A 21,112-nucleotide genomic window follows, 5' to 3' on the forward strand; every position below is an offset into this window, starting at 1 on the left:
CGGGGGTGGTCACAGGCCTGCCTCCAGCGCCGCACGGGCGCGAGCCAGCCCGGCGCCGATGCGCGCGTCGAGCGCGCCGTCGGCGTGCTCGACGATGACGTCGCCGGGAGCGAGGCGGGGGTCGCCGGCCAGGTCGATGCCCTCCGGAAGGGACGCTGCACCGGAGTCGAGCAGCCGGCGCACCTCGGCGAGGGTCGCGGGGTGCAGACGCATGAGGGTGGCGTCGATCCCGGTCGGGAGGAACGATGCGCGGATCAGCACCGAGCGCGCGGCGGTCGGGCCGTCGCCGAGCTCGTGCCCGAGGATCGCCTCGGCCAGCTCGACGGCCGCGCCGTTGAGCGACTCCTCGGCCTCCGCGAGCACGGGCAGCGCGCGCTCGTGCCACGAGCGCGACGCGGCTGCGAGCGCGAGCAGCGCATCGCACAGCGCGGCGTCACGCGCGGTCTCGCGGCGCTCGTGGTCCGCGCGCTCCGCGTCGCGATCGCGCTGGGCGGCCTCGGCCGCGGCGCGTGCGCCCGCGGCCCAGCCCGCGGCGAAGCCGCTCGCGTGCGACTCGCCCGCGGCGTCCGCGCGCTGGGGCGTGATCGCGGCGGGGACGAAGGTGGAGACCCGGCTGTCAGGCGACATACTCGTCCTCGCCGTCGCGGCTGATCATGATCTCGCCGCGCTCCTCGAGGCCGCGGATGACCTGGACGACCTTCGAGCGCGCCTCCTCGACCAGCGAGATGCGGACGGGGCCCAGCGCGTCGATCTCCTCGACGAGGTTCTCGCGCGCCCGCTCCGACATGTTGCGCAGGATCTTGTCGCGCACCGAGTCGTCCGCGCCCTTGAGCGCGGTCGCGAGCGTCCCGGTCTCGACCGAGCGCATCACCAGCTGGATCGCGCGGTCCTCGAGCATGGTGATGTCCGCGAACACGAACATCAGCTGTCGGATCTGATCCGCGAGCTCCGGGTCCTGCTCGGTGAGGCCCTCGAGGATGAGCTTCTCCGTCGCCGCATCGGCGCGGTTGATGATCTCCACGAGCGGCTGCACGCCGCCCACGGACGTGAGCTCCTGCGACGTGATGAGGTTGGTGGCCTTGAGCTTGAGCTGGTCCGCGATGAGGCCGACCACGTCGGGCGAGGCGCCCTCCATGGTGGCGATGCGACGCGCGACGATGGTCTGGGTCTCCGGGCTGAAGCCGGCCATGATCGCCGAGGCGTGCTCGGGACGCAGGTGCGCGAGCACGAGCGCGATGGTCTGGGGGTGCTCGCCGCTCAGCAGCGACACCACCTGACGCGCGTCGGCATGCATGAGGAACTCGAAGGGCTGCACCTGGACCTGCGACTTGAGCCGCTCGAGGACCTCGGCGGCCTTCTCGCGCCCCAGGGTCTCCTCGAGCAGCTTCTTGGCGTACGAGTACCCGCCGCTCGCGACGGTGAGCGCGCGCGTCGCGGTGCGCTGGAACTCCTCGAGCACCTCCGCGACGGTCGCCTCGTCGACGCTCTTGAGCCGCGTGATCTCGGCGGTCACCAGCTCCATCTCGTTCTCGGAGAGCTGCGCCATCACGCCGGAGGCCGCCTCGCGGCCCATCTGGATCAGCACGAGCGCCGCCTTCTGGGTGCCCGTCAGCATCGTGGTCATGCGTTCCTCCCCGAGCCGATCCAGCCGCGGAGGACCTCGGCGACCTCGGCCGGCTGCTGTGCGGCGAAGCCTGCGATCTCGTCACGGATCGCGAGCGCGACCGCATCCATGGTCGGCACCGGGGCCGCCTCGATCGCGAGCTCGGCCTCGTCGGCCACGGAGCTCGCCTGGTCGAGCAGCGCCTGCGTGCGGGCGTCGAGCGCGGCCTGGGCCCGCGCCTCGAGCTCCTCGACGGCCTCGACGCTGAGCGCGATGCGCTCATCCGTGTCGCCGCGGCGACGACGACCCTTCACGAGCGCGAGGATCACGATGAGGATCACCGACAGGAGCAGCACGCCCCACTTGGCGATCGACACGTACATCGTCCGGTTCGCGGCCTGCTCGTCGGCCGTGGCGGCCTCCTCGAGCGCGGTCGCGGCGGCGTCCGCCACGGACGAGTCGAAGTTCATCGCGGCGACAGAGACCACGTCTCCGCGCGACTCGTCGATACCCGCTGCCGCGGCGACCATCGCGCTGAGCTCGTCGAGGTCGATCGACGCCGCCGCGGCCTGGTTCGCGACCACCGAGACGGACTGGCGCTTGACCGAGCCGGGCGCCGTCTCCGTGACCTCGACCGTGCGGTCGACCGCGTTGTTCTTGACGGTGTCCTCCTTGCGGTACGCACCGCTGCTGCCGTCGTCGCCCTCGGGCACCGAGATGTTGTCGGGGCCCAGGACGCCGGCGCTGGTGGTGCCGCCGTCGCCCGAGTACTCCTCGACGGACGAGGACTCGGACAGCGGCGCGGCGTCCGGGTTGGAGGTGTAGGACTCGGACGTGGTCGACCGCTGGTCGTAGTCGAGCTCCGCGGTGACCGAGACGATCGCGTTGCCGGTGCCGACCACGCGGTCGAGCATGGCCTGCACGCTCGAGGCGATGCGCGACTCGTAGTCCGCCGTCTGACCGGTCTGCTCGAGCGCGGTCTGGCCGCCGCCGACGGTGGAGAGCACCACGCCGTTGGCGTCGATCACGGCGACGTCCTCGGGCTCCATGCCCTCGATCGAGGCGGAGACCAGGTGGACGATGGCCTGGACGCTCTGGGTGTCGAGCGACGCCCCGGCGCGGGTCGCGACGAAGACGGAGGCCGTGGGGTCCTCCTGCTCGTCGACGAACACGGTCTCCTGCGGCAGCGCGAGCTTGATGGAGGCGGTCTCGACCGCGTCCATGGCGGTGATGGTCGCCGCGAGCTCGCCCTCGAGGGCGCGCTGGTAGGTGACCTGCTGCTGGAAGTCCGAGCTGGTCATCGACATGTCGTCGAGCAGCGCGTACCCGGTGGTGGTGCCGTTCGGCAGGCCCGCCGACGCGACGGCGAGGCGCGTGTCGTAGAGCTGCGACTGCGGCACCAGGATGGTGCCGCCGCCCGCGGTGAGCTCGTAGGGGATGCCGCCGGCGTCGAGCTGGTCCACGATCGCCGCCGCGTCGTCCGCCGCGAGGTTGGTGAACAGCGGGGCCATGGTGGGCTTGGTCGTGTACTGCGCGAGCGCGACGAGGCCCACGACGAGGAGCGCCGCGAGCAGGCTCGCGAACACCTTCTGGGCCACCGACATCTCGCCGGCCCATGCACGGAGCTGGTCCCACCGGCTCTGGATCTGCGCGGGCATCAGACGGTGATCCTCAGGACCTCGGTGATCGAGTCGACCATCTTGTTGCGCAGCGCGGACGCGAGCTCGAGCGCGACCGCCGCCTCGGTGGCCGCGATCGTGTAGTCATGCACGTCGGACAGGTCGCCGGTGAGCGCTCGCACGGCGAGCTCGCTGCTGGTCGACTGGAGGCCCTGGATGCCGTCCACCGCGGACGTGAGCTGCGACGCGAAGGCCGCGTCGCTGCCCTCGGCGCCCGACACGGCGGTCGTGACCTCGGCAGGCATGGAGAAGGACGCGGCGGAGACCGCGGAGATGGGGGTGATCGACATCAGCCTCTCCCGATGGTGAGCGCGGTGGAGTACATGTCGCGGGCGCGGTCGACCACGGCGGCGTTCGCCTGGTAGCCGCGCTGGGCCATGATGAGCTGGGTCATCTGGCTCGACGCGTCGATGTCCGGGTAGCGGACGTAGCCGTCCTCGTCCGCGAGCGCGTTGGTGGGCTCGTAGACCATGCGGCCCTCGGCGGAGCCGAGCACGGTGCCGGCGACGTGCACGCCGCCGGAGTCGCCGCCCTGGTTGTCGTTCGCGGCCGCGACCACGTAGCGCGCCTGGAACGCGTCCTCCGACGTCGCCGTCGCGGTGTTCATGTTCGCGAGGTTGTCCGAGATGGCGTCGAGCCACTTGCGGTAGACGGTCATGCCCGAGCCCGCGATCCCGATCGCGGCGAAGGTGCCCATCAGGCGTTCCCGAGCGCGGTGCGGATCGAGGAGAACTTGCCCTCCATCGCACGCGTCGCGAGCTCGTAGCGCAGGCCCGTGTCGATGTTGGCGAGCGTCTCGGTGTCCAGGTTGACGTTGTTGCCGTCGAGGCGGGTGGGCTCGAGCGAGGTCGCGATGGTCGCGCTCACTGCACCGGAGCCGCCCGACACCGCGGCGGCCAGGGCGTCCTCGAAGACGACCTTCTTGGCCAGGTAGCCGGGAGTCTGGAGGTTGGCGATGTTGTCGGCGGTGGTGCGCTGGCGAAGCGACAGCGCGTCAAGCGCGCTGGAGATCGCATCGAAGCTGACGGATCCGAACACAGGTCACCCTTCTCAGGAACTGCAGGGGGCCGGTCCGTGGCCAAGGCGTGAGCGATCCGTGCTCACCGTCCTCATCGGACGTCGGTGTCCGCCGGTGAGAGGTCTCGATGTGACCTGTGTCACGCCCCAGAAGGGTGTTAAGCAGGGATGTCGACGTACACCGGGGGTGCCGGCGTGCCGAGCGTCATGCGCGAGATCGCGCGGCCCTCGCGACGCGAGGCCCCCGCCGCGGTCGCGAGCTGGCGCGACACCTCGACCTGGCGCGCGAGCAGGGTCCGGGCACGGTCGACGAGCGGCGCGGGGATCCGGCCGATGCCGGCGGGCGGGGTCCACACCGCGGCCGTGTCGGGCGCCGGGACGTGATCGGACGCGAGCATCGCCTCCGCGTCCTCGAGCGTCATCTCGAACTCGGCGAGGGTCGCCTCCCAGGCATCGTGCCAGGGGTCGGCGGGCGTGGTCATGCCACGCCGGACATCGCGAGGTGCTGGGTCGCGGCCGACGCCACCTGACGCGCCGACTCGCGCCACGTGTCCCGCAGCGGGGCGACGATGCCGCGGCACGCGGCGACCTTGTCGGCGTCCTGGGCGACGTTCGCGTCGACGAGCGCGCCCGTGAGGAACGTGTAGATCGAGAGCAGGCCGGGTGCGCCGTCCCACGCCGAGACGTCCAGGGTGCTGGTGAGCTCCGCGACGATCTGCTGGGCGTGCGTGAGCTGCGCGTGCGCGACCGGACGGTCGCCGGCGCGCATCGCGAGCTCGGCCCGCTCGAGGTCGAGCACCAGCCGGTCGTAGAGCATGACGAGGAGCGTCGCGGGGGTCGCGGTCGAGACCGCGTCGTCGAGGTAGCGGTTGCGCGCCGCTGCGTATCCGTTCATCGTGACCTTCCTGTGCCTACTCGGCGCTGAGGCTGTCGAGCGCCGACGTGAGGTACTCCATCTGCGCGTTGAGCTTCTGGATGGAGACCTCCATCGCGGTGAACTTCGCGTAGAGCGCCTCCTCCTTGAGGGCGAGCCTGGTGTCCCAGTCGGAGATCTGCTTCGCGAGCGAGTCGACCTCCTTCTGACGCGTCGTGAGGCTCTGCGTGAGCATGCCCTCGTACGGGTCGGAGTACTGCGTGGCGGTGTCCTCGATGCGGGTCGCGAGCTCCTGCATCGCCGAGGCGACGCCCTGAGGGTCGGCCGCGAGCGCCGCGCCGAAGGCCTCCTCGTCGAACGTCACCTCGCCGTAGCGGTCCACGTTGATGCCGTACTCCGACAGCGACTTGCCGTTGATCGGGTACGTCATCGACTCGGACAGCTTGAGCTTCATGTTGCGCACCAGCGAGTCGCCGGACAGGATGCCGCCGCTGACGGCGGTGGTGCCGTCGGAGTTCGTGGTCGACGTCGATGCGGTACCCGTGTCGATCGCATCGAGGATCGACATCATCTGGGTGACCAGGCCGCTCACCATGGAGCTCACGCCCGAGGAGTCCGTCGCCACGTCGATCGTGACATCGGCCTCGACGGCGGACACGGTGACGTCCACGCCGGTCATGAGGCCCTCGAACGTGTTGGAGGACTGCGTGATGGTCTGCTCGGCCGCGGTGCCGGCCCACAGGGTGATCTGCGCGTCGGAGGCCGCGCGCGTGACGGTCGCGTCGATGCGCGTGGCGGAGCCTGCGTCGACGGTCGCCTGATCCGCGGCGTACACCTCGAAGGCGTTGTCCGTGCCGGTCGCGGCACCGGTGAACTGGAGACGGTAGGAGCCGGCGCCCGCGGAGACGATGGTCGCGCTGATGCCCATGTCGCCGCCGTTGATCGCCGCGGCGATGTCGCTCAGGGAGTTCGAGGCCGCGGTGACGGAGGTGGAGGTGCCGTCCGCGAGCTTGACCGTGATGGTCGGCGGGTTGTCCGCCGTGATCCCGCTGCCGTCGGCGACCGCGGCGCTCAGCGACTTCTGCGACGCCGCGACGGCGTCGACGTTGAAGGTGAGCGACCCTGTGGTCGACGTGGAGGACGTGGTCGCGGTCGCGGCGGTCGAGGAGGAGGTCGCGGTGGTCGCGGTCCAGGCCGTGGGCTTCTTCGCCGCGGCGGCGGCCTCGGCGAGCGCCTTGATCTTGGTGTTGATCGACTGCAGCGAGGAGACCACCGACTCCGCGGAGGTCTTCTTCTTCGACAGCAGCGTCTGCTGGTTCTTCTCGATCGCGATGAGCGCGGAGATGACCGACGCGGTGTCGAGTCCCGAGGCGATTCCATCGACTCCCAAGGTGGCCACTGGCGCTCCTTCATCAGTTCGTGGGTGATGCGGCTTCGCGCCGCGGAAGAGGTCGCTGAGGACCCTCCCGCGGCGCGAAGCGTGGGTGGTGCGAGCCCGTCGCTGAGGTCAGGGCTCGACCGGTGCTGCTTACTGCAGGAGCGAGAGCACGCCCTGCGGGATCGACTTCGCCTGCGCGAGCATGGCGGTGCCGGCCTGCGAGAGGATGCTGGCCGAGGTGTACTCGACCATCTCCGACGCCATGTCGGTGTCGCGGATGCGCGACTCCGAGGCGGTGAGGTTCTCGATCGCGACGTTGACGTTCTTGATCGTGTGCTCGAGGCGGTTCTGGTAGGAACCGAGGTTCGCACGCGAGGTCGAGACGTTGGTGATCTCGGTGTCGAGCGAGGCGATCGAGGTCAGCGCGTTGGCCGACGTGGACACGTCGAGGGCCTTGACCGTGGCACCGAGGCCCGAGATGTCGGCCAGGCTGACGGTGATCTGGTCGTTCGCCGCCGAGGAGCCGGCGCCCACCTGGAACGTCAGCGTGCCGCCCTTGAGCAGGTCGGTGCCGTTGAAGTTGGTGGAGTCCGCGATGCGGGTGAGCTCGTCGCCGAGCGAGTCGATCTCGGTCTTGATCGCGGCGCGGGCCTCGGTGTTGTTCGAGTCGTTACCGGCCTGAACGGAGAGGTCGCGGACGCGCTGGAGGATCGAGTGGACCTCGGTCATCGCACCTTCAGCGGTCTGGACGACGGAGATGCCGTCCTGAGCGTTGCGGGCGGCGACGGTGAGGCCACCGATCTGCGAGCGCAGGCCCTCGGAGATCGCCAGACCGGCCGCGTCGTCGGCCGCACGGTTGATGCGGAGGCCCGACGAGAGCTTCTCGAGCGACTTCGAGAGGTCGTTCTGCGTGTTGGAGAGGTTGCGGTACGCGTTGAGCGCGGCAACGTTGTTGTTGACGGTGAGACCCATGGTGATACTCCATCCTTGAGTGGGGCCGGACTGTTAACCCATCCGTGGGTGAACACTTCCCTCATCGGTCTGGCGACGAGGGTGTTAAGAGATTCGTCGGCGAATTTCTTGGGGGTGTAGACGCCGGCCGTGACATGCCGGAACAACGCCACCTGCCAGGCGTGATGATCCTGCTGCGATCGCCGGCGGCACAAGGCGGCACCTGCCCGGGCGGGCGCCCTCCGGGGGGCGCGCGGAGCCTCGCGGGCTCAGGTCTCGCGGGCTCAGGCCTCGCGGGTCGCGGGCGCGGCCGCGAGGGCCGCAGCCGCGGTCAGCATCGCGGCACGATGCGCGGCGATCCGCGCGGCGGTGGCGGCGGCGCAGGCGCGCAGCCGGTGCTCGGGCTCATCGGGCACGCGGGTCGTCACGGTCCGCTCCTCGGCGGTCCGCTCCTCGACGTGTCCGATGCGCATGAGCGCTCCTCTCAGGAGGCCGCGCGCACTCGCGCGGGGCGGGCGGGCACGGCGCCCAATGCGGCGATCGCGCCCGTGTGGGTGGAGGTCCGCGCCGCGATCGACGCGAAGTAGGCCTGGCGGCGACGCTCGGCGACGCCCTCGTTCGGGTCCACCGTGGGGACCTCGTCGCGGTCGAGATTGGCCTCGAGGCCGTCCTTGAGGAGCGACAGCGCCTCGGTGCGCAGCTGGCTGATGCGCGAGCGCGTCACGCCCAGCTCCTCGGCCAGCTCGAGCACGGGGCGGTCGTGCATGAAGAGCTGCTCGATGACGTAGCGCAGCTTCTCCGGCAGGCACTCGACACCGGCACGCAGGTACTCGATGCGCTCCGCGCCCACGACGGCGTCGAGGGGACCGCTGCTCGAGTCGACCACCACGTCCGCGATCGCGCCGTCGAAGGCCTCGATCGACAGGACGCGGGCGTCGGTGTCCGCGTGGGCGGCCTGGACCTCGGCCAGCGAGACCCCCAGCGCGGAGGCGATCTCGGCGCGGCTGGGCTCGCGGCCCAGCGTCGCGGCGAGGCGCTCGGTGACGTCGGCCACCTGGCGGGCACGCTGGCGGGCGCCGCGGGACACCCAGTCCATCGAGCGCAGCTCGTCGATCAGGGCACCACGGATCCGCATCGAGGCGTAACGCGCGAACGGCACGCCCTTCGACTCGTCGAACGAGCGCGCAGCCCGCACGAGCGCGATCGAGCCCGCCGAGGTGAGATCGGCACGCGACACGTGTGCAGGAACCCTCGCCATGACCTCGTTGACGTTGTAGCCCACGAGAGCGAGGTGCTCCTCGACAAGTGCGTTCGAGGCGGTGTGGTCCGTGTTCATGGCAAGAATGCTGACACCTGTTCAACGAGGGATGACGCCGTCAGGAATGACATCGATGGCATTTGCGTTGGATCAGGGACCTTGGCGCTCGTTCACATGTCCGGTTCACCCGTTTCGTCGGTGTCGAACCGTAGGTATTGTCCGGATTCGCACCTTCCGGCATCGAATGCCAAAGTGAGCAGGTTCACACGAGTGTCGCGCATCACATCGGCGCGCCGCTCGTCCGCTTTGCATGCTGATGCCCGGATCAAGATGCCCGTTGCGCCCCACATGTCCTCCTCGCGCGCGCGAGGCGCGACCCCCGGGAGCCGCTCCGCCGCACCGATCCGGGGCTCCGCCGCGCAGGCATCCGCGTCCCGCCGGCAGGTCGGCCGCCTCCGGCCCGCGAACCGCGCCCGTCAGACCGCCCTGTGCGGCGGAGCCGCGGGTGCGGGCGGCAGCCTCGGACCAGGGGACACTCGCGCAGGAGCGGGATAACCGTCACAATTGCGGGGCAGGTGCCGATAAGGATCCTGTGACCGGGCGGCAGACCCCGTACCGGCCGACAACGTAGACGACCGGCGAAGGGATCCCGAGGACCGTCATGTCATTCGATGAGCTGTCCGCAGTGCTGTGGCGCGAGCGCGAGCTTCTGGAGACCCTGCTGTTCAAGCTGGAGGCCGAGGAGCTCATCATCGCGAGCGGTCGCAGCCGTTGGCTGGGCCGCGCCGCACGGGAGGTCGAGCTGGTGCTCGACCAGATCCGCACCGCGGACCTGGGCCGCGCCGCCGAGGCGGATGCGGCCGCACGCTCGATCGGGCTCGACGGCGACGTCTCCCTGCGCGACCTCGCCGCCGCGGCCCCCGCGCCGTGGGACGAGATGCTGACGGCCCACCACACCGCTCTCGCCGGCCTCGCGGCGCAGATCGCCACGCTGGGCGAGAGCAACCGCGAGCTGCTCGCGGTCTCGCTGCAGGCGACGCGCGAGGCGCTCGTGGGCATCGAGGCGACGGTCGGCACGTACGACCAGAAGGGCACGGCCGCGCGCGGCACGGGCTCGTACCTCATCGACGAGGCCCTCTGATGAGCACCTTCTCCGGGATCTCCAACGCGCTGTCCTCGCTCACCGCGCAGCGCATCGCTCTCGACGTCGCGGGACAGAACATCGCGAACGCGAACACCGAGGGCTACACGCGTCAGCGCGTGAACCTCCAGTCGGTGTCCACCGCCGCGGTCGCCTCTCTCTTCTCGGGCGGCACCAAGACGGGCTCCGGCGTCACCGTGGCCGGCATCGACCGCCTCGCGGACGCCTTCCTCGACGCGCGCCTGCGCTCCCAGACCTCGTACGCCGCGAGCACCGGCTCCGCCGCGACCGCCCTCGAGCGTCTCGAGAGCATGATCCAGGAGCCCAGCGACACGGGCGTCACCTCGAGCCTGCAGGCCTTCTGGAGCTCGTGGCAGGACGTCGCGAACTCCCCCGACAGCACCGCGATCCGCACCGCGCTGCTGGGCAACGCGGAGGCGCTGACCTCTCAGATCAAGGACACCTACAACGCGTTCGCCGCGCAGTGGGACCAGGGTCTGGCGGAGGCCAAGGCGCTCGTCACGGACGTCAACTCCACCGCGCGGAGCATCGCGGACCTCAACAAGCAGATCCGCAGCGTGCTCGCCTCGGGCGGCTCGACGGCCGAGCTCATGGACCAGCGCGACCTGCTCGTCACGTCGCTGTCGAAGTCGGTGGGCGCCACCGCCACCACGCTCGAGGACGGCACCATGACCGTCTCGGTGGGCGGCAACGCCCTGGTCCAGGGCGTGCGCGCCAACGAGATCACGCTGGGCGGCTCGGCGGTCATGACCGCGGCGCTCGCCGAGCCCGCCGGCACGGACGCGATCAGCCTGTCCTGGGCGGACGGCACCCCCCTCACGCTCTCGGGCGGCTCGCTCGCGGGCACCATCGCCTCGCTCAAGCCGAGCTCGCAGGGCGGATCGATCTCGACGGCCGTGGACGCGGTCAACGCGCTCGCCACCAACCTCGCCACGTCCGTCAACGCCATCCACACCAGCGGCGTCACCGTCGACGGCACGGCCGGCGCGGACTTCTTCTCCTTCACCGCGGGAGCCCCCGCGGCGCTCGGGCTCACCGTCGCGATCACCGATCCCGCGGGGATCGCGGCGGCCGACTCCGCCACCGGCGGCTACGACGGCACCATCGCGGACCGCATCTCGCAGATCGGCGAGCGCACGGACGGCCCCGACGCCGAGTGGACGGCCTACGTGGTCGACCTGGGCGTCAGCACCGCGGCTGCCCGCCGCCGCGCGGACGTCGCCGAGTCGACGCGCACGACGGCGGAGTCGCTCCAGCTCGGCAACGCGAGCGTCGACACCGACGAGGAGGTCGCGAACATGCTCATGTACCAGACCGCCTACGAGGCGGCGGCGCGCGTCATGACCGTGCTCGACGAGATGCTCGACACGCTCATCAACAAGACCGGAATCGTCGGGAGGTAACCGTGATCCACCGCGTCACCCAGCAGACCGTGCACCGCAGCACGCTCGCGAACGTGCAGATGAACCTCAGCAAGATGTCCTCGCTCCAGGCCGAGATGTCCTCGGGGAAGCGCGTCTCGCGCGCCTCGGACGACCCGATCGCGGCAGGCCGCGCGATGGCCTACCGCTCGGAGAAGGCGGCGGCCGAGCAGGCCGTCACCAACGCCTCGGACGGCGCCGCGTGGCTGTCCCAGATCGACTCGACGCTGCAGAGCTCCGTGTCCGCGCTCCGCCGCGCGCGCGACCTCACCGTGCAGGCCGCCAACACGGGCGTCCTCAACGACACGTCCCGCGAGGCGATCGCCGTCGAGATCGAGGGGCTGCGCGACACGCTTCTCGGCCTCGCGAACACGCAGCTCAACGGCCGTTCGCTGTTCGCCGGCACGTCCTCCACCGCCACGGCGTTCGAGGACGGAGCGTCCGCGACCCCGTACTCGTGGAACGGCGTGAGCGGCTCCTCGGTCACGCGCCGCATCAGCCCCGACACCACCGTCCGGGTCGACGCGGACGGCGCCGCGGCGTTCGGGAACGGGGCCACCTCGGTGTTCCAGCTCCTCGACGACCTCGCGACGGAGATCCGCTCGGGCAGCGCGGTCGGCGTCAGGCTCGACGACATCGACTCGCGGCTCGACGCGATGGTCTCGACGCTCACCACCGTGGGCGTGCGCTACGACCAGATCACCAAGGCGCAGAGCGCGGCCGAGGCCAAGGTCACCACGCTCCGCGCGAGCATCTCGGACGTCGAGGACATCGACCTCGCCGCGACCGTGCTCGAGCTGCAGATGCAGGAGGTCTCGTACCAGGGCGCGCTGAGCGCCGCGAGCCGCGTCCTCCAGCCGACCCTCCTGGACTACCTCCGATGACCGTCGCGGTCGCGCTCGACGCCGCTCGCACCGACGTGCGCGAGCTCCCCGACGACCTCGCGTTCGTCGACCCGATCCCGGGCATGGCCTCGCTCACGCGCTTCCGGCTCGCCGGCATCGACGAGCTCGGCTTCGTGTTCACGCTCCGCAGCGAGGACGAGCCCGGGGTCCGGCTCTTCGCGGCCTCGCCGCAGGCGTACTTCCCGGACTACGCCCCCGCGCTGTCGCTCGAGGTGCGCGAGGCGCTGGGAGCGAAGGACGATGCGGGGCTCACGATGCTCGCGATCGTCCACCCGGGCGGCGACGCCGGGCCCACCACGGTCAACCTGCTCGCCCCGCTCGTGATCGACCCGACCACCGGCGCGGCCCTCCAGGTGGTGCTCGACGGCGACGAGTGGCCGCTGCGCGCGCCGCTCGGCGGTGACGCCCACGCTGCCTGAGCCGCGCACGGCCAGGGCTCACGGCACGGGCAGGCGCTCACGTTACGATGCCCGCATGGGTGTCCTGGACCGCTTCGAGCGCGGCGTCGAGAACGTGATGCAGAACGCCTTCGCGCGCACGTTCAAGGCCGGGGTCAAGCCGGTCGAGCTGGCCGCCGCGGTCAAGCGCGAGTGCGACGCCCGCGCGGCCGTGGTCGACCGCGGCCGCACCGTCGCCCCCAACGAGTACGTCATCGCGCTCGCCCCCGCGGACAAGGACACCGTCGACCAGTGGGGCGAGGACGCGCTGCGCCATGAGCTCGCCGACTCGCTGCACAGCCACGCGGAGCGCCAGCGCTACTCCTTCGTCGGGTCCGTCGAGGTGACCTTCGAGGTCGACGAGTCGCTCGCGACGGGCCGCTACGCCGTGGTCTCGCGCACCACGCGCGGTCCCGTGGCCCCCGTGACCGGGTCGAACCCGAGCTCGCGCTACCCCCTGCTCGACATCGACGGCGTCCGCTACTACCTCACCGGCGACTCGACCACCCTGGGCCGCGGCACCGAGTCCGACATCGTGGTGGACGACACCGGGGTGAGCCGGCGGCATGTGCGCCTCGAGGTCACCGACCACGGGACCATCCTCACCGACCTGGGATCCACCAACGGCACGTTCGTCGAGGACCAGCGCGTCGGCGAGGCGACGCTGCTCGACGGCAACGCGATCACGATCGGGCGCACCACCATCATGTACTGGGACGCGGTCTCCGGGGACGAGGACCTCTGACGTGAGCCAGCTCTCGATCACCCTGCTGCGCATGGGCTTCCTGGTGCTGCTGTGGGCGCTCGTGCTGTCGGCGATCGCGGTGCTGCGCGCGGACCTCTACGGCACGCGCGTCACCGCGCGCGGTCGCGGACGCGAGTCCCGCCGGGATGCCGAGGCCCGCGCGGAGAAGACCGCGTCCCCGAGCCGCGCCGCGACGGGCATCCGGACGGGCTCCATCTCGACGCGCGAGCCCTCGGCCGGCCACCTGGCCGTCACCGGCGGGCCGCTCAAGGGCACCACCATCCCGCTCGGCGGCGCGCCGATCCTGGTGGGGCGCGCGAGCACGTGCACGCTCGTGATCGACGACGACTACTGCTCCGCCAAGCACTGCCGGATCTATCTCGAGGGGGATCGCTGGATGGTCGAGGACCTGGGCTCCACGAACGGCACCTTCCTGGGCAACCAGAAGGTCACCGACCCGGTGCCGTTCCGCACCGGCGACGTGGTGCGCATCGGCGCGACGGCCCTGGAGCTGCGCGGCTGATGTACCTGGGCATCCATTTCGCGGCGCGGTCCGATGTCGGCCTCGTGCGCGCCAACAACCAGGACTCGGGCTTCGCCGGGCCGCACCTGCTCGCCGTCGCGGACGGCATGGGCGGCGCCGCCGGCGGCGACATCGCATCGTCCATCGCGATCGCGCGGCTCGCCGCGCTGGAGGGCGAGGCGCACGGCCCGGACGATGCCCTCGACGAGCTCAAGACCGCCATCTCCGATGCGCATGCCCAGATCGTGGAGCGCGCACGGAACGATCCGGAGCTCTCGGGCCTGGGCACCACCGTCACCGCTCTGCTGCGCTCCGGCTCGACGCTGTCGATGGCGCACATCGGCGACTCCCGCGCGTACCTGCTGCGCGGCGGCGACCTCGAGCAGGTGACCACGGACCACTCGTTCGTGCAGCACCTGGTCGACACGGGCCGCCTCTCGGTCGCGGACGCCGAGCACCACCCCAAGCGTTCGATGCTGCTGCGCGTGCTCGGTGACATCGATGCGGATGTGCCGGTCGACATCTCGGTGCGCGAGACGCACCCCGGGGACCGCTGGCTCCTGTGCTCCGACGGCCTGTCCGGCGTGGTGAGCAAGGACACGATGCGCACCACCATGCTCGAGGTCGAGGACCCCGGCGACTGTGCGGACGCGCTCGTCGGGCTCGCCCTCTCCGCGGGCGCCCCGGACAACGTCACGTGCATCATCGGAGACATCGTCGACATCGACACCGCGCCCGACGGCGTGGGCCCGTCGACCACGTCCCAGATCGTCGGATCCGCGGCCCGCGACCGACGCAAGCCCTCCGCTGGCGGCGACTCCCCCGCGGGCAAGGCCGCGCGCCTCGCCACGCGCGAGGAGCCGGACGACGACGACGAGCCCTCGCGCGACCGCTGGTCCCGCCTGCGCCCCTGGATCCTGCCCGTCGTCGCGCTGCTCGTGATCGCGGGCGCCGCGTGGGGCGGCTACTGGTGGTCGCAGCAGCAGTACTACGTGGGCGAGAGCGAGGGCTTCGTCACGGTGTACCGCGGCATCCCCGAGTCGGTCGGCACCGTGTCGCTCTCGCATGTGGTCGAGCAGACGGGCGTGCCGCTCGACGAGCTCGAGCCCTACCAGCGCGAACGTGTGCTCGACGCCATCCGGGTGCGCAGCCTGGACGAGGCCGCCGAGGTGGTGCTCGGGCTCGAGACGGGCGCATAGTGGCGACCGTCGCGGACGTCACGGTCCGCACCGGCCGGCGGAGCGAGCTGGGCCTGCTGGGCCTCGCGGTCGCGGTCGCCGTGCTCGCGCGCGGGCTCGTCGACTACCACGCGGACTTCCTCGAGCTCGACGAGCTCGCGCTCTACGCCGCCGCATGGTGCGGCACGGCGCTCGTCATCCATCTCGCGATCCGTCGGTGGGCACCGTTCGCGGATCCCGTGCTCGTGCCGGCGGTGCTCGCGCTCAACGGCATCGGCCTCGCCATGATCCGGCGCATCGACTTCGCGTACGCGAACCGAGGGCGCGACACCGACTTCGGCCAGGTCCAGGAGGTCTGGACCCTCCTCGGCATCGTCCTCGCGCTGCTGGTGATCCTGCTGCTGCGCGACTACCGCCTGCTGCGCCGCTTCACCTACACCGCCGGCGTGCTGGGCCTCATCGGCCTGCTGCTTCCGCTGGTGCCCGGGCTGGGCAAGGAGATCAACGGCGCCAAGATCTGGATCTCGGTGCTCGGGCGCTCGCTCCAGCCCGCCGAGTTCGCCAAGATCGCGTTCGTCGTCTTCTTCGCCGGCTTCCTGGTCACCAACCGCGACACGCTCGCGCTGGCCGGGCCCAAGGTGCTGGGCATGCGCTTCCCCCGGCCGCGCGACATGGGTCCGCTCGCGCTCGTGTGGGTGGCGGCGATGCTCGTCCAGATCTACGAGCGCGACCTGGGCACCTCGCTGCTGCTCTTCGGCATCTTCGTGGCCATGCTCTACGTCGCGACCGAGCGCCTCAGCTGGGTGCTGGTCGGTCTCGGGATGTTCGGCTTCGGCGCCGTCCTCGCGGGCACGCTGTTCAGCCACGTCCAGGTGCGGTACACGGCATGGCTGCACGCGCTCGACCGCGAGGTGTACAGCTCGGGCACCAGCGAGCAGCTGGTGCGCGGGCTCTTCGGGATGGCGAACGGCGGGCTGTTCGGCACCGGCCTGGGCGAGGGACGCCCCGACCTGGTGCCGTACGCGGAGTCCGACTTCATCGTGGCCTCGCTCGGCGAGGAGCTGGGCCTCACGGGGCTCATGGCCATCCTCACGCTGTACGTCATCATCGTGCAGCGCGCGATGCGGACCGCGATCGGCACCCGCCACGGCTTCGGCAAGCTGCTCGCCGCCGGCCTGGGCTTCGCGATCGCCCTCCAGGTGTTCATCGTGGTCGGCGGCGTCACACGCGTCATCCCGCTCACGGGGCTCACCACACCGTTCCTCGCGTACGGTGGCTCCTCCATGCTTGCGAACTGGATGATCATCGGGCTCCTGCTGCGCCTGTCCGATCAGGCGCGCAGACCCGAGGAGGTGGCCGCGTGAACGAACCCGTCCGCCGCCTCTCCGTGGTGGTCCTCGCGCTCTTCCTCACCCTCATGGTGGCCGCGTCCTACATCCAGGTCATCGCCGCGGGCGACCTCAACGCCGACGCGCGCAACGTCCGCACGCTGTACCGGGAGTACGGGACCTTCCGCGGACCCATCGTGGTCGACGGGCAGTCGGTCGTGTGGTCCAAGCCGGTCGACGACTCGTTCAACTACCAGCGCACCTACGCCGACGGCCCGCTGTACGCCGCCGCGACGGGCTACTACTCCATCGTCTACGGGCGCACCGCGATCGAGCAGACGGAGAACGACCTGCTGTCGGGCACCGCGGACTCGCTGTTCTGGACGCGCCTGTCGAACCTGGTGTCGGGCGAGACGCAGCGGGGCGCGAGCGTCGAGCTCACGCTCGACACGGAGGTCCAGCAGGCGGCCGCGAGCGCGCTCGGCGACAACGCCGGTGCCGTGGTCGCGCTCGACCCCCGCACGGGCGAGGTGCTCGCCATGGTGACCAGCCCCACCTACGACCCGTCGACGCTCGCAGGCCACAACAGCAGCGTGGTGAACGAGAACTACCAGGCGCTGCTCGCGCAGGAGGACGGTCCGCTGGTCAACCGCGCGATCGCGGGCGACCTCTACCCTCCGGGCTCGACGTTCAAGCTCATCGTCGCGGCGGCCGCCCTCGACTCGGGCTACGACGCGGACACCGAGCTCTACGCCCCCGACGAGCTCGACCTGCCGCTGTCCTCGAACACGCTCGGCAACTACGGCGGGGAGTCGTGCTCCGCGAACGAGCGCCAGACGCTCGCGGACTCGCTCGCGATGAGCTGCAACACGTCCTTCGCGAACCTCGGCATGCAGCTCGGCTGGAACGTGGTCGCGCGCAAGGCCGCGCAGTTCGGCTGGGGCGATCAGCTGTCGATCCCGCTCGCGGTCACCCCGTCCGTGCTTCCCGACGACCCGGACGAGGCCCAGACCGCGATGTCCTCGATCGGCCAGTTCGACGATCGCGCGACCCCCCTCCAGATGGCCATGGTCGCCGCCGGGATCGCGAACGACGGCGTGCTCATGACCCCCTACCTGGTCGACTCGGTGCGCGATGCGAACCTGCGCCTGGTGGAGGAGAGCGAGCCCACCGAGCTCTCGACGCCCATGACGCGCGCCGACGCCGACGAGCTCACGGACATGATGGTGCAGGTGGTCGAGTCCGGCACCGGCAAGGCCGCGCAGATCGCCGGGGTCCAGGTCGCGGGGAAGACCGGTACGGCGGAGACGGGCACCGGCGAGCGCCCGCACACCTGGTTCGTGGGCTTCGCCCCGGCCGACGACCCGGTGGTCGCGGTCGCGGTGCTCGTGGAGAACGGCGGCTCGATGCAGGGCGAGGTCACGGGCGGCAAGGTCGCCGCACCGATCGCCCGTACCGTCATGGAGGCCGCGATCGCGGCCGAGGGAGGCAGCTGACATGGCGATCCACGCGGGGACCACCCTGGCCGGGCGGTACGTGCTCCGCTCGCTGCTCGCGGTCGGCGGCATGGGCGAGGTCTGGCGCGGCACCGACACGGACCTGGACCGTGAGATCGCGATCAAGCTGCTCAAGGACGGCGCCGCGGAGAACGAGACGTTCCTCAAGCGCTTCCGCAACGAGGCGAAGAACGCCGCGGGCCTGCTGCACGCGAACATCGCGCAGGTCTTCGACTTCGGCGAGCACGACGGCACGCCCTACATCGTCATGGAGCTGGTCGAGGGCGAGCCGCTGTCGACCATCCTCGAGCGCGAGCGCACCATCGACGAGGCCCGGCTGGTGACCATCCTGCGCCACACGTGCCGCGGCCTCGACGCGGCGCACGCGGCCGGCGTCATGCATCGTGACGTCAAGCCGGGCAACCTGCTGGTCCAGGAGGGCGACCGGGTCAAGATCACGGACTTCGGCGTGAGCCGCGGCACCGATCAGACCACGCTCACCGCGACCGGCATGGTCATGGGCACCGCGCAGTACCTCGCGCCCGAGCTCGCGCTCGGCAAGCCGGCCACCCCGGCGTCCGACATCTACGCGCTCGGGATCATCGCCTTCGAGGCCGTCGCGGGGAAGCGGCCGTTCACGGCCGCGAGCGCGGTCGACATCGCGATCGCGCAGGTCAACGAGCCGGTGCCGCCGCTGCCGGTCGGCGTGTCCCCCGCGCTCGCCGCGCTGATCCTGCGCCTGCTCGACAAGAACCCACGTCGCCGCCCGGGCTCCGCGCTCGAGCTCGACCGCATCCTCGCGGAGCTCGAGCTCGTCGAGCCGGGCTCCGGCGCGCAGGCCCCGCTCGACCTGGCGCTCCCGGCCTCGCCGCCGCGACGCGCGATGCCGCCGAGCATCGCGCCCCGCGAGTACCGGCCGCGCCCGGATGTCGAACGTCGCAGGCACAGGCCCCGGTAGATGGAAGAATGGCCCCCAGAACGTAGGACCACGAAGGACGTTTCATGAACCAAGAGCCGAAGATCCTCGCCGGTAGGTACGAGGTCGGCGACCTCATCGGCCGTGGAGGCATGGCGGAGGTGCACGTCGGCTACGACACGCGCCTGGGCCGCACCGTCGCGATCAAGATCCTCCGCGCCGACCTCGCGCGCGACCCGTCCTTCCAGACGCGCTTCCGTCGCGAGGCCCAGGCCGCCGCCGGGCTCAACCACCCCAGCATCGTCGCCGTCTACGACACGGGCGAGGACAGCATCGTCAACGCCGACGGCAACCCGCAGGCCGTGCCGTTCATCGTCATGGAGTACGTCGAGGGCCACACCGTCCGCGAGATCCTCAAGGGCGACGTCGCCGCCCCGATCGACGAGGCCGTCGAGATCACCGCGGGCGTGCTGGCCGCGCTCGACTACTCGCACCACGCCGGGCTCGTCCACCGCGACATCAAGCCCGCGAACATCATGCTCACCCCCACGGGCGCCGTGAAGGTCATGGACTTCGGCATCGCCCGCGCGCTCGCCGACTCGGGTCAGACCATGACCCAGACGCAGGCCGTGGTGGGCACCGCCCAGTACCTGTCCCCCGAGCAGGCGCGCGGCGAGAACGTCGACGCGCGCTCGGACCTCTACTCGACCGGCTGCGTGCTCTTCGAGCTGCTCACGGGCCGCCCGCCGTTCATCGGCGACTCGCCCGTGTCCGTCGCCTACCAGCACGTGCGCGAGCCTGCGCCGCGGCCCTCGGAGTTCGCCTCCGACGTCCCGGAGGAGCTCGACCGCGTGGTGCTGCGCGCGCTCACCAAGAACCGCGACGAGCGCTACGCGAGCGCTCAGGAGTTCCTCGCGGACCTGCGCTCCGTCATGTCGGGCGAGCCGATCTCCCCGTCCACGGGCGCGATCGCGCTCGGCTCCGCGGCGCTGGGCGCCGGCGCGGCGGGGGTCGCCGCGGCCGCGCTGAACGACGGGCCCGACTCCGGCGCGACCGAGGTCATGCCCGAGCCGACGCTGGGCGGGGAGACCGCGGTGATGCCCGGCGCCAACCCGTGGGCCACCGTCGATCAGGCGGGCGGCTTCGACCCGTCCACCACGGCCGTCGAGACGCTCGAGGAGGACGAGGAGGATCCCGCGGCCGCGCGCCGCAAGAAGATCATCCAGTGGTCCGTGCTGGGCGCCGCGGCTGCCGCGGCGATCCTGCTGATCCTGGCGCTGTGGATGATGACGCGTGACAACGGGTCCATCGCCGAGCCCAGCCCGAGCGCCTCCGCGACCGTCAACATCCCCGACCTCGAGGGGATGACGCGGGACGAGGCCCAGGCGGAGCTGGACGAGCGCGGGCTGCTCGCGAGCTTCGACACCGAGCCGTCCGACACCATCGACGTCGACCTGGTGACACGCACCGATCCCGAGGTCGGGCGCGATGTCGAGGAGGGCTCGACCGTCACGGTCTACCTCTCGACCGGTCCCGACGTGGTCGCGGTCCCCGACGTCCGCGGCATGGCCAAGGAGGACGCGATCCAGGAGCTCGAGGACTGGGGCCTGCGCGTCGTCGCGACCGACACCGAGAACGATGCCGCGTTCGCCGCGGACTTCGCCACGCGCACGGATCCCGCCGCGGGCGAGGAGGTCGGCGCGAACTCCACGGTCACGCTGTACCTGTCCTCGGGCAAGGTCGAGCTGCCGGACCTCACCGGCAAGACCATCTCCGAGGCGCGCAAGATCCTGGGCGACCTCAACCTCGTGGCCGACGAGTCCACCGAGGAGACCACCGACAAGGCCGAGGGCACCGTCCTGCGGCAGGACCCCGGCGCGAGCGTGGTCGAGCGCGGCTCCACCGTCTCGCTCGTGGTCGCCGAGGCGCCGTCCACGGTCGCGGTGCCGGACGTCGTGGGCAAGTCTGAGGCGGCGGGGCGCTCCGACATCGAGAACGCTGACCTGGTGGTGGGCGACGTCACGGTCGACACCGTGCCCGACGCCTCCTTCGACGGCATCATCAAGTCGACCAACCCCAACGGCGGCACGCAGGTGGCGCCGGGCACGGTGGTGAACATCGTGGTCGGCTGCCCCGTCACCACGGTGTCCGTCCCGGATCCGAACTTCACGCCGGATCCGGCCGACCCGGACGCCACCGCACCGATGATCGACCAGCTGCAGTGCCGGTGATCGACCGATC

23 protein-coding genes are annotated in these 21,112 nt (G+C 71.2%); 11 read left to right on the plus strand and 12 right to left on the minus strand.

The window, feature by feature from the left end; all coding sequences use genetic code 11:
- Positions 1–9: 9 nt before the first annotated feature.
- The 12 genes from AOM00_RS09005 to AOM00_RS09060 form a co-directional block, all read right to left on the minus strand.
- On the minus strand, positions 10–627 hold the full coding sequence (locus AOM00_RS09005; RefSeq protein ID WP_062517485.1) for a FliH/SctL family protein: 618 nt from the start codon (positions 625–627) through the stop codon (positions 10–12).
- Positions 617–1,624, minus strand: coding sequence for a flagellar motor switch protein FliG (gene fliG, locus AOM00_RS09010; protein WP_062517486.1), 1,008 nt, complete (start codon positions 1,622–1,624; stop codon positions 617–619). Before fliG ends, AOM00_RS09005 begins: the two co-directional genes overlap by 11 nt.
- A complete protein-coding gene (gene fliF / locus AOM00_RS09015; protein ID WP_062517487.1) occupies positions 1,621–3,261 on the minus strand; it encodes a flagellar basal-body MS-ring/collar protein FliF in 1,641 nt (546 codons plus the stop codon). The genes fliG and fliF overlap by 4 nt, the downstream gene beginning before the upstream one ends.
- A complete protein-coding gene (fliE, locus tag AOM00_RS09020) occupies positions 3,261–3,572 on the minus strand; it encodes a flagellar hook-basal body complex protein FliE (RefSeq protein WP_082096838.1) in 312 nt (103 codons plus the stop codon). The genes fliF and fliE overlap by 1 nt, the downstream gene beginning before the upstream one ends.
- Positions 3,572–3,979: a flagellar basal body rod protein FlgC gene (gene flgC / locus AOM00_RS09025; protein WP_062517488.1), complete on the minus strand. Its 408-nt coding sequence runs from the start codon at positions 3,977–3,979 to the stop codon at positions 3,572–3,574. The genes fliE and flgC overlap by 1 nt, the downstream gene beginning before the upstream one ends.
- Complete coding sequence (locus AOM00_RS09030; protein ID WP_062517489.1) at positions 3,979–4,320, minus strand: flagellar basal body rod protein FlgB; 342 nt, start codon at positions 4,318–4,320, stop codon at positions 3,979–3,981. Before AOM00_RS09030 ends, flgC begins: the two co-directional genes overlap by 1 nt.
- A gap of 137 nt (positions 4,321–4,457) precedes the next feature.
- A complete protein-coding gene (locus AOM00_RS09035) occupies positions 4,458–4,781 on the minus strand; it encodes a hypothetical protein (RefSeq protein ID WP_062517490.1) in 324 nt (107 codons plus the stop codon).
- Complete coding sequence (gene fliS, locus AOM00_RS09040; protein WP_062517491.1) at positions 4,778–5,194, minus strand: flagellar export chaperone FliS; 417 nt, start codon at positions 5,192–5,194, stop codon at positions 4,778–4,780. The genes AOM00_RS09035 and fliS overlap by 4 nt, the downstream gene beginning before the upstream one ends.
- 16 nt (positions 5,195–5,210) lie before the next feature.
- Positions 5,211–6,572, minus strand: coding sequence for a flagellar filament capping protein FliD (fliD, locus tag AOM00_RS09045; protein ID WP_082096840.1), 1,362 nt, complete (start codon positions 6,570–6,572; stop codon positions 5,211–5,213).
- Between the two features lie 129 nt (positions 6,573–6,701).
- Positions 6,702–7,523 (minus strand): flagellin N-terminal helical domain-containing protein, encoded by an 822-nt coding sequence (locus tag AOM00_RS09050; RefSeq protein ID WP_062517492.1) that lies wholly within the window; start codon positions 7,521–7,523, stop codon positions 6,702–6,704.
- A 263-nt stretch (positions 7,524–7,786) separates the two neighbouring features.
- On the minus strand, positions 7,787–7,975 hold the full coding sequence (locus tag AOM00_RS09055; RefSeq protein ID WP_062517493.1) for a hypothetical protein: 189 nt from the start codon (positions 7,973–7,975) through the stop codon (positions 7,787–7,789).
- Between the two features lie 11 nt (positions 7,976–7,986).
- A complete protein-coding gene (locus tag AOM00_RS09060) occupies positions 7,987–8,838 on the minus strand; it encodes a sigma-70 family RNA polymerase sigma factor (RefSeq protein WP_062517494.1) in 852 nt (283 codons plus the stop codon).
- Positions 8,839–9,421: 583 nt separating this feature from the next.
- On the opposite strand from AOM00_RS09060, the gene AOM00_RS09065 reads away from it, so the two are divergent.
- The 11 genes from AOM00_RS09065 to pknB are packed head-to-tail and all read left to right on the plus strand — an operon-like array spanning position 9,422 to position 21,102.
- Positions 9,422–9,901: a flagellar protein FlgN gene (locus AOM00_RS09065; RefSeq protein WP_062517495.1), complete on the plus strand. Its 480-nt coding sequence runs from the start codon at positions 9,422–9,424 to the stop codon at positions 9,899–9,901.
- Positions 9,901–11,325: a flagellar hook-associated protein FlgK gene (gene flgK / locus AOM00_RS09070; protein WP_062517496.1), complete on the plus strand. Its 1,425-nt coding sequence runs from the start codon at positions 9,901–9,903 to the stop codon at positions 11,323–11,325. The genes AOM00_RS09065 and flgK overlap by 1 nt, the downstream gene beginning before the upstream one ends.
- A 2-nt stretch (positions 11,326–11,327) precedes the next feature.
- The gene (flgL, locus tag AOM00_RS09075) at positions 11,328–12,227 is read left to right on the plus strand and encodes a flagellar hook-associated protein FlgL (protein WP_062517497.1); all 900 of its coding nucleotides are present in this window, start codon (positions 11,328–11,330) and stop codon (positions 12,225–12,227) included.
- Positions 12,224–12,667, plus strand: coding sequence for a flagellar assembly protein FliW (locus AOM00_RS09080; protein ID WP_062517498.1), 444 nt, complete (start codon positions 12,224–12,226; stop codon positions 12,665–12,667). Before flgL ends, AOM00_RS09080 begins: the two co-directional genes overlap by 4 nt.
- A 55-nt stretch (positions 12,668–12,722) precedes the next feature.
- Positions 12,723–13,430: an FHA domain-containing protein gene (locus AOM00_RS09085; protein ID WP_062517499.1), complete on the plus strand. Its 708-nt coding sequence runs from the start codon at positions 12,723–12,725 to the stop codon at positions 13,428–13,430.
- 1 nt (position 13,431) lies between these two features.
- Positions 13,432–13,953 (plus strand): FHA domain-containing protein FhaB/FipA, encoded by a 522-nt coding sequence (locus tag AOM00_RS09090; RefSeq protein ID WP_062517500.1) that lies wholly within the window; start codon positions 13,432–13,434, stop codon positions 13,951–13,953.
- On the plus strand, positions 13,953–15,152 hold the full coding sequence (locus AOM00_RS09095) for a PP2C family protein-serine/threonine phosphatase (protein ID WP_062517501.1): 1,200 nt from the start codon (positions 13,953–13,955) through the stop codon (positions 15,150–15,152). The genes AOM00_RS09090 and AOM00_RS09095 overlap by 1 nt, the downstream gene beginning before the upstream one ends.
- A complete protein-coding gene (locus tag AOM00_RS09100; protein ID WP_062517502.1) occupies positions 15,152–16,495 on the plus strand; it encodes an FtsW/RodA/SpoVE family cell cycle protein in 1,344 nt (447 codons plus the stop codon). Before AOM00_RS09095 ends, AOM00_RS09100 begins: the two co-directional genes overlap by 1 nt.
- Complete coding sequence (locus AOM00_RS09105) at positions 16,492–17,955, plus strand: peptidoglycan D,D-transpeptidase FtsI family protein (RefSeq protein ID WP_062517503.1); 1,464 nt, start codon at positions 16,492–16,494, stop codon at positions 17,953–17,955. The genes AOM00_RS09100 and AOM00_RS09105 overlap by 4 nt, the downstream gene beginning before the upstream one ends.
- 1 nt (position 17,956) lies before the next feature.
- Positions 17,957–18,913, plus strand: a complete 957-nt coding sequence (locus AOM00_RS09110; RefSeq protein WP_062517504.1) for a serine/threonine-protein kinase — start codon at positions 17,957–17,959, stop codon at positions 18,911–18,913.
- Positions 18,914–18,957: 44 nt separating this feature from the next.
- Positions 18,958–21,102: a Stk1 family PASTA domain-containing Ser/Thr kinase gene (gene pknB / locus AOM00_RS09115; RefSeq protein WP_082096841.1), complete on the plus strand. Its 2,145-nt coding sequence runs from the start codon at positions 18,958–18,960 to the stop codon at positions 21,100–21,102.
- Positions 21,103–21,112 lie beyond the last annotated feature (10 nt).

The organism is Demequina gelatinilytica, assembly GCF_000971115.1.
Lineage (GTDB): Bacteria > Actinomycetota > Actinomycetes > Actinomycetales > Demequinaceae > Demequina > Demequina gelatinilytica.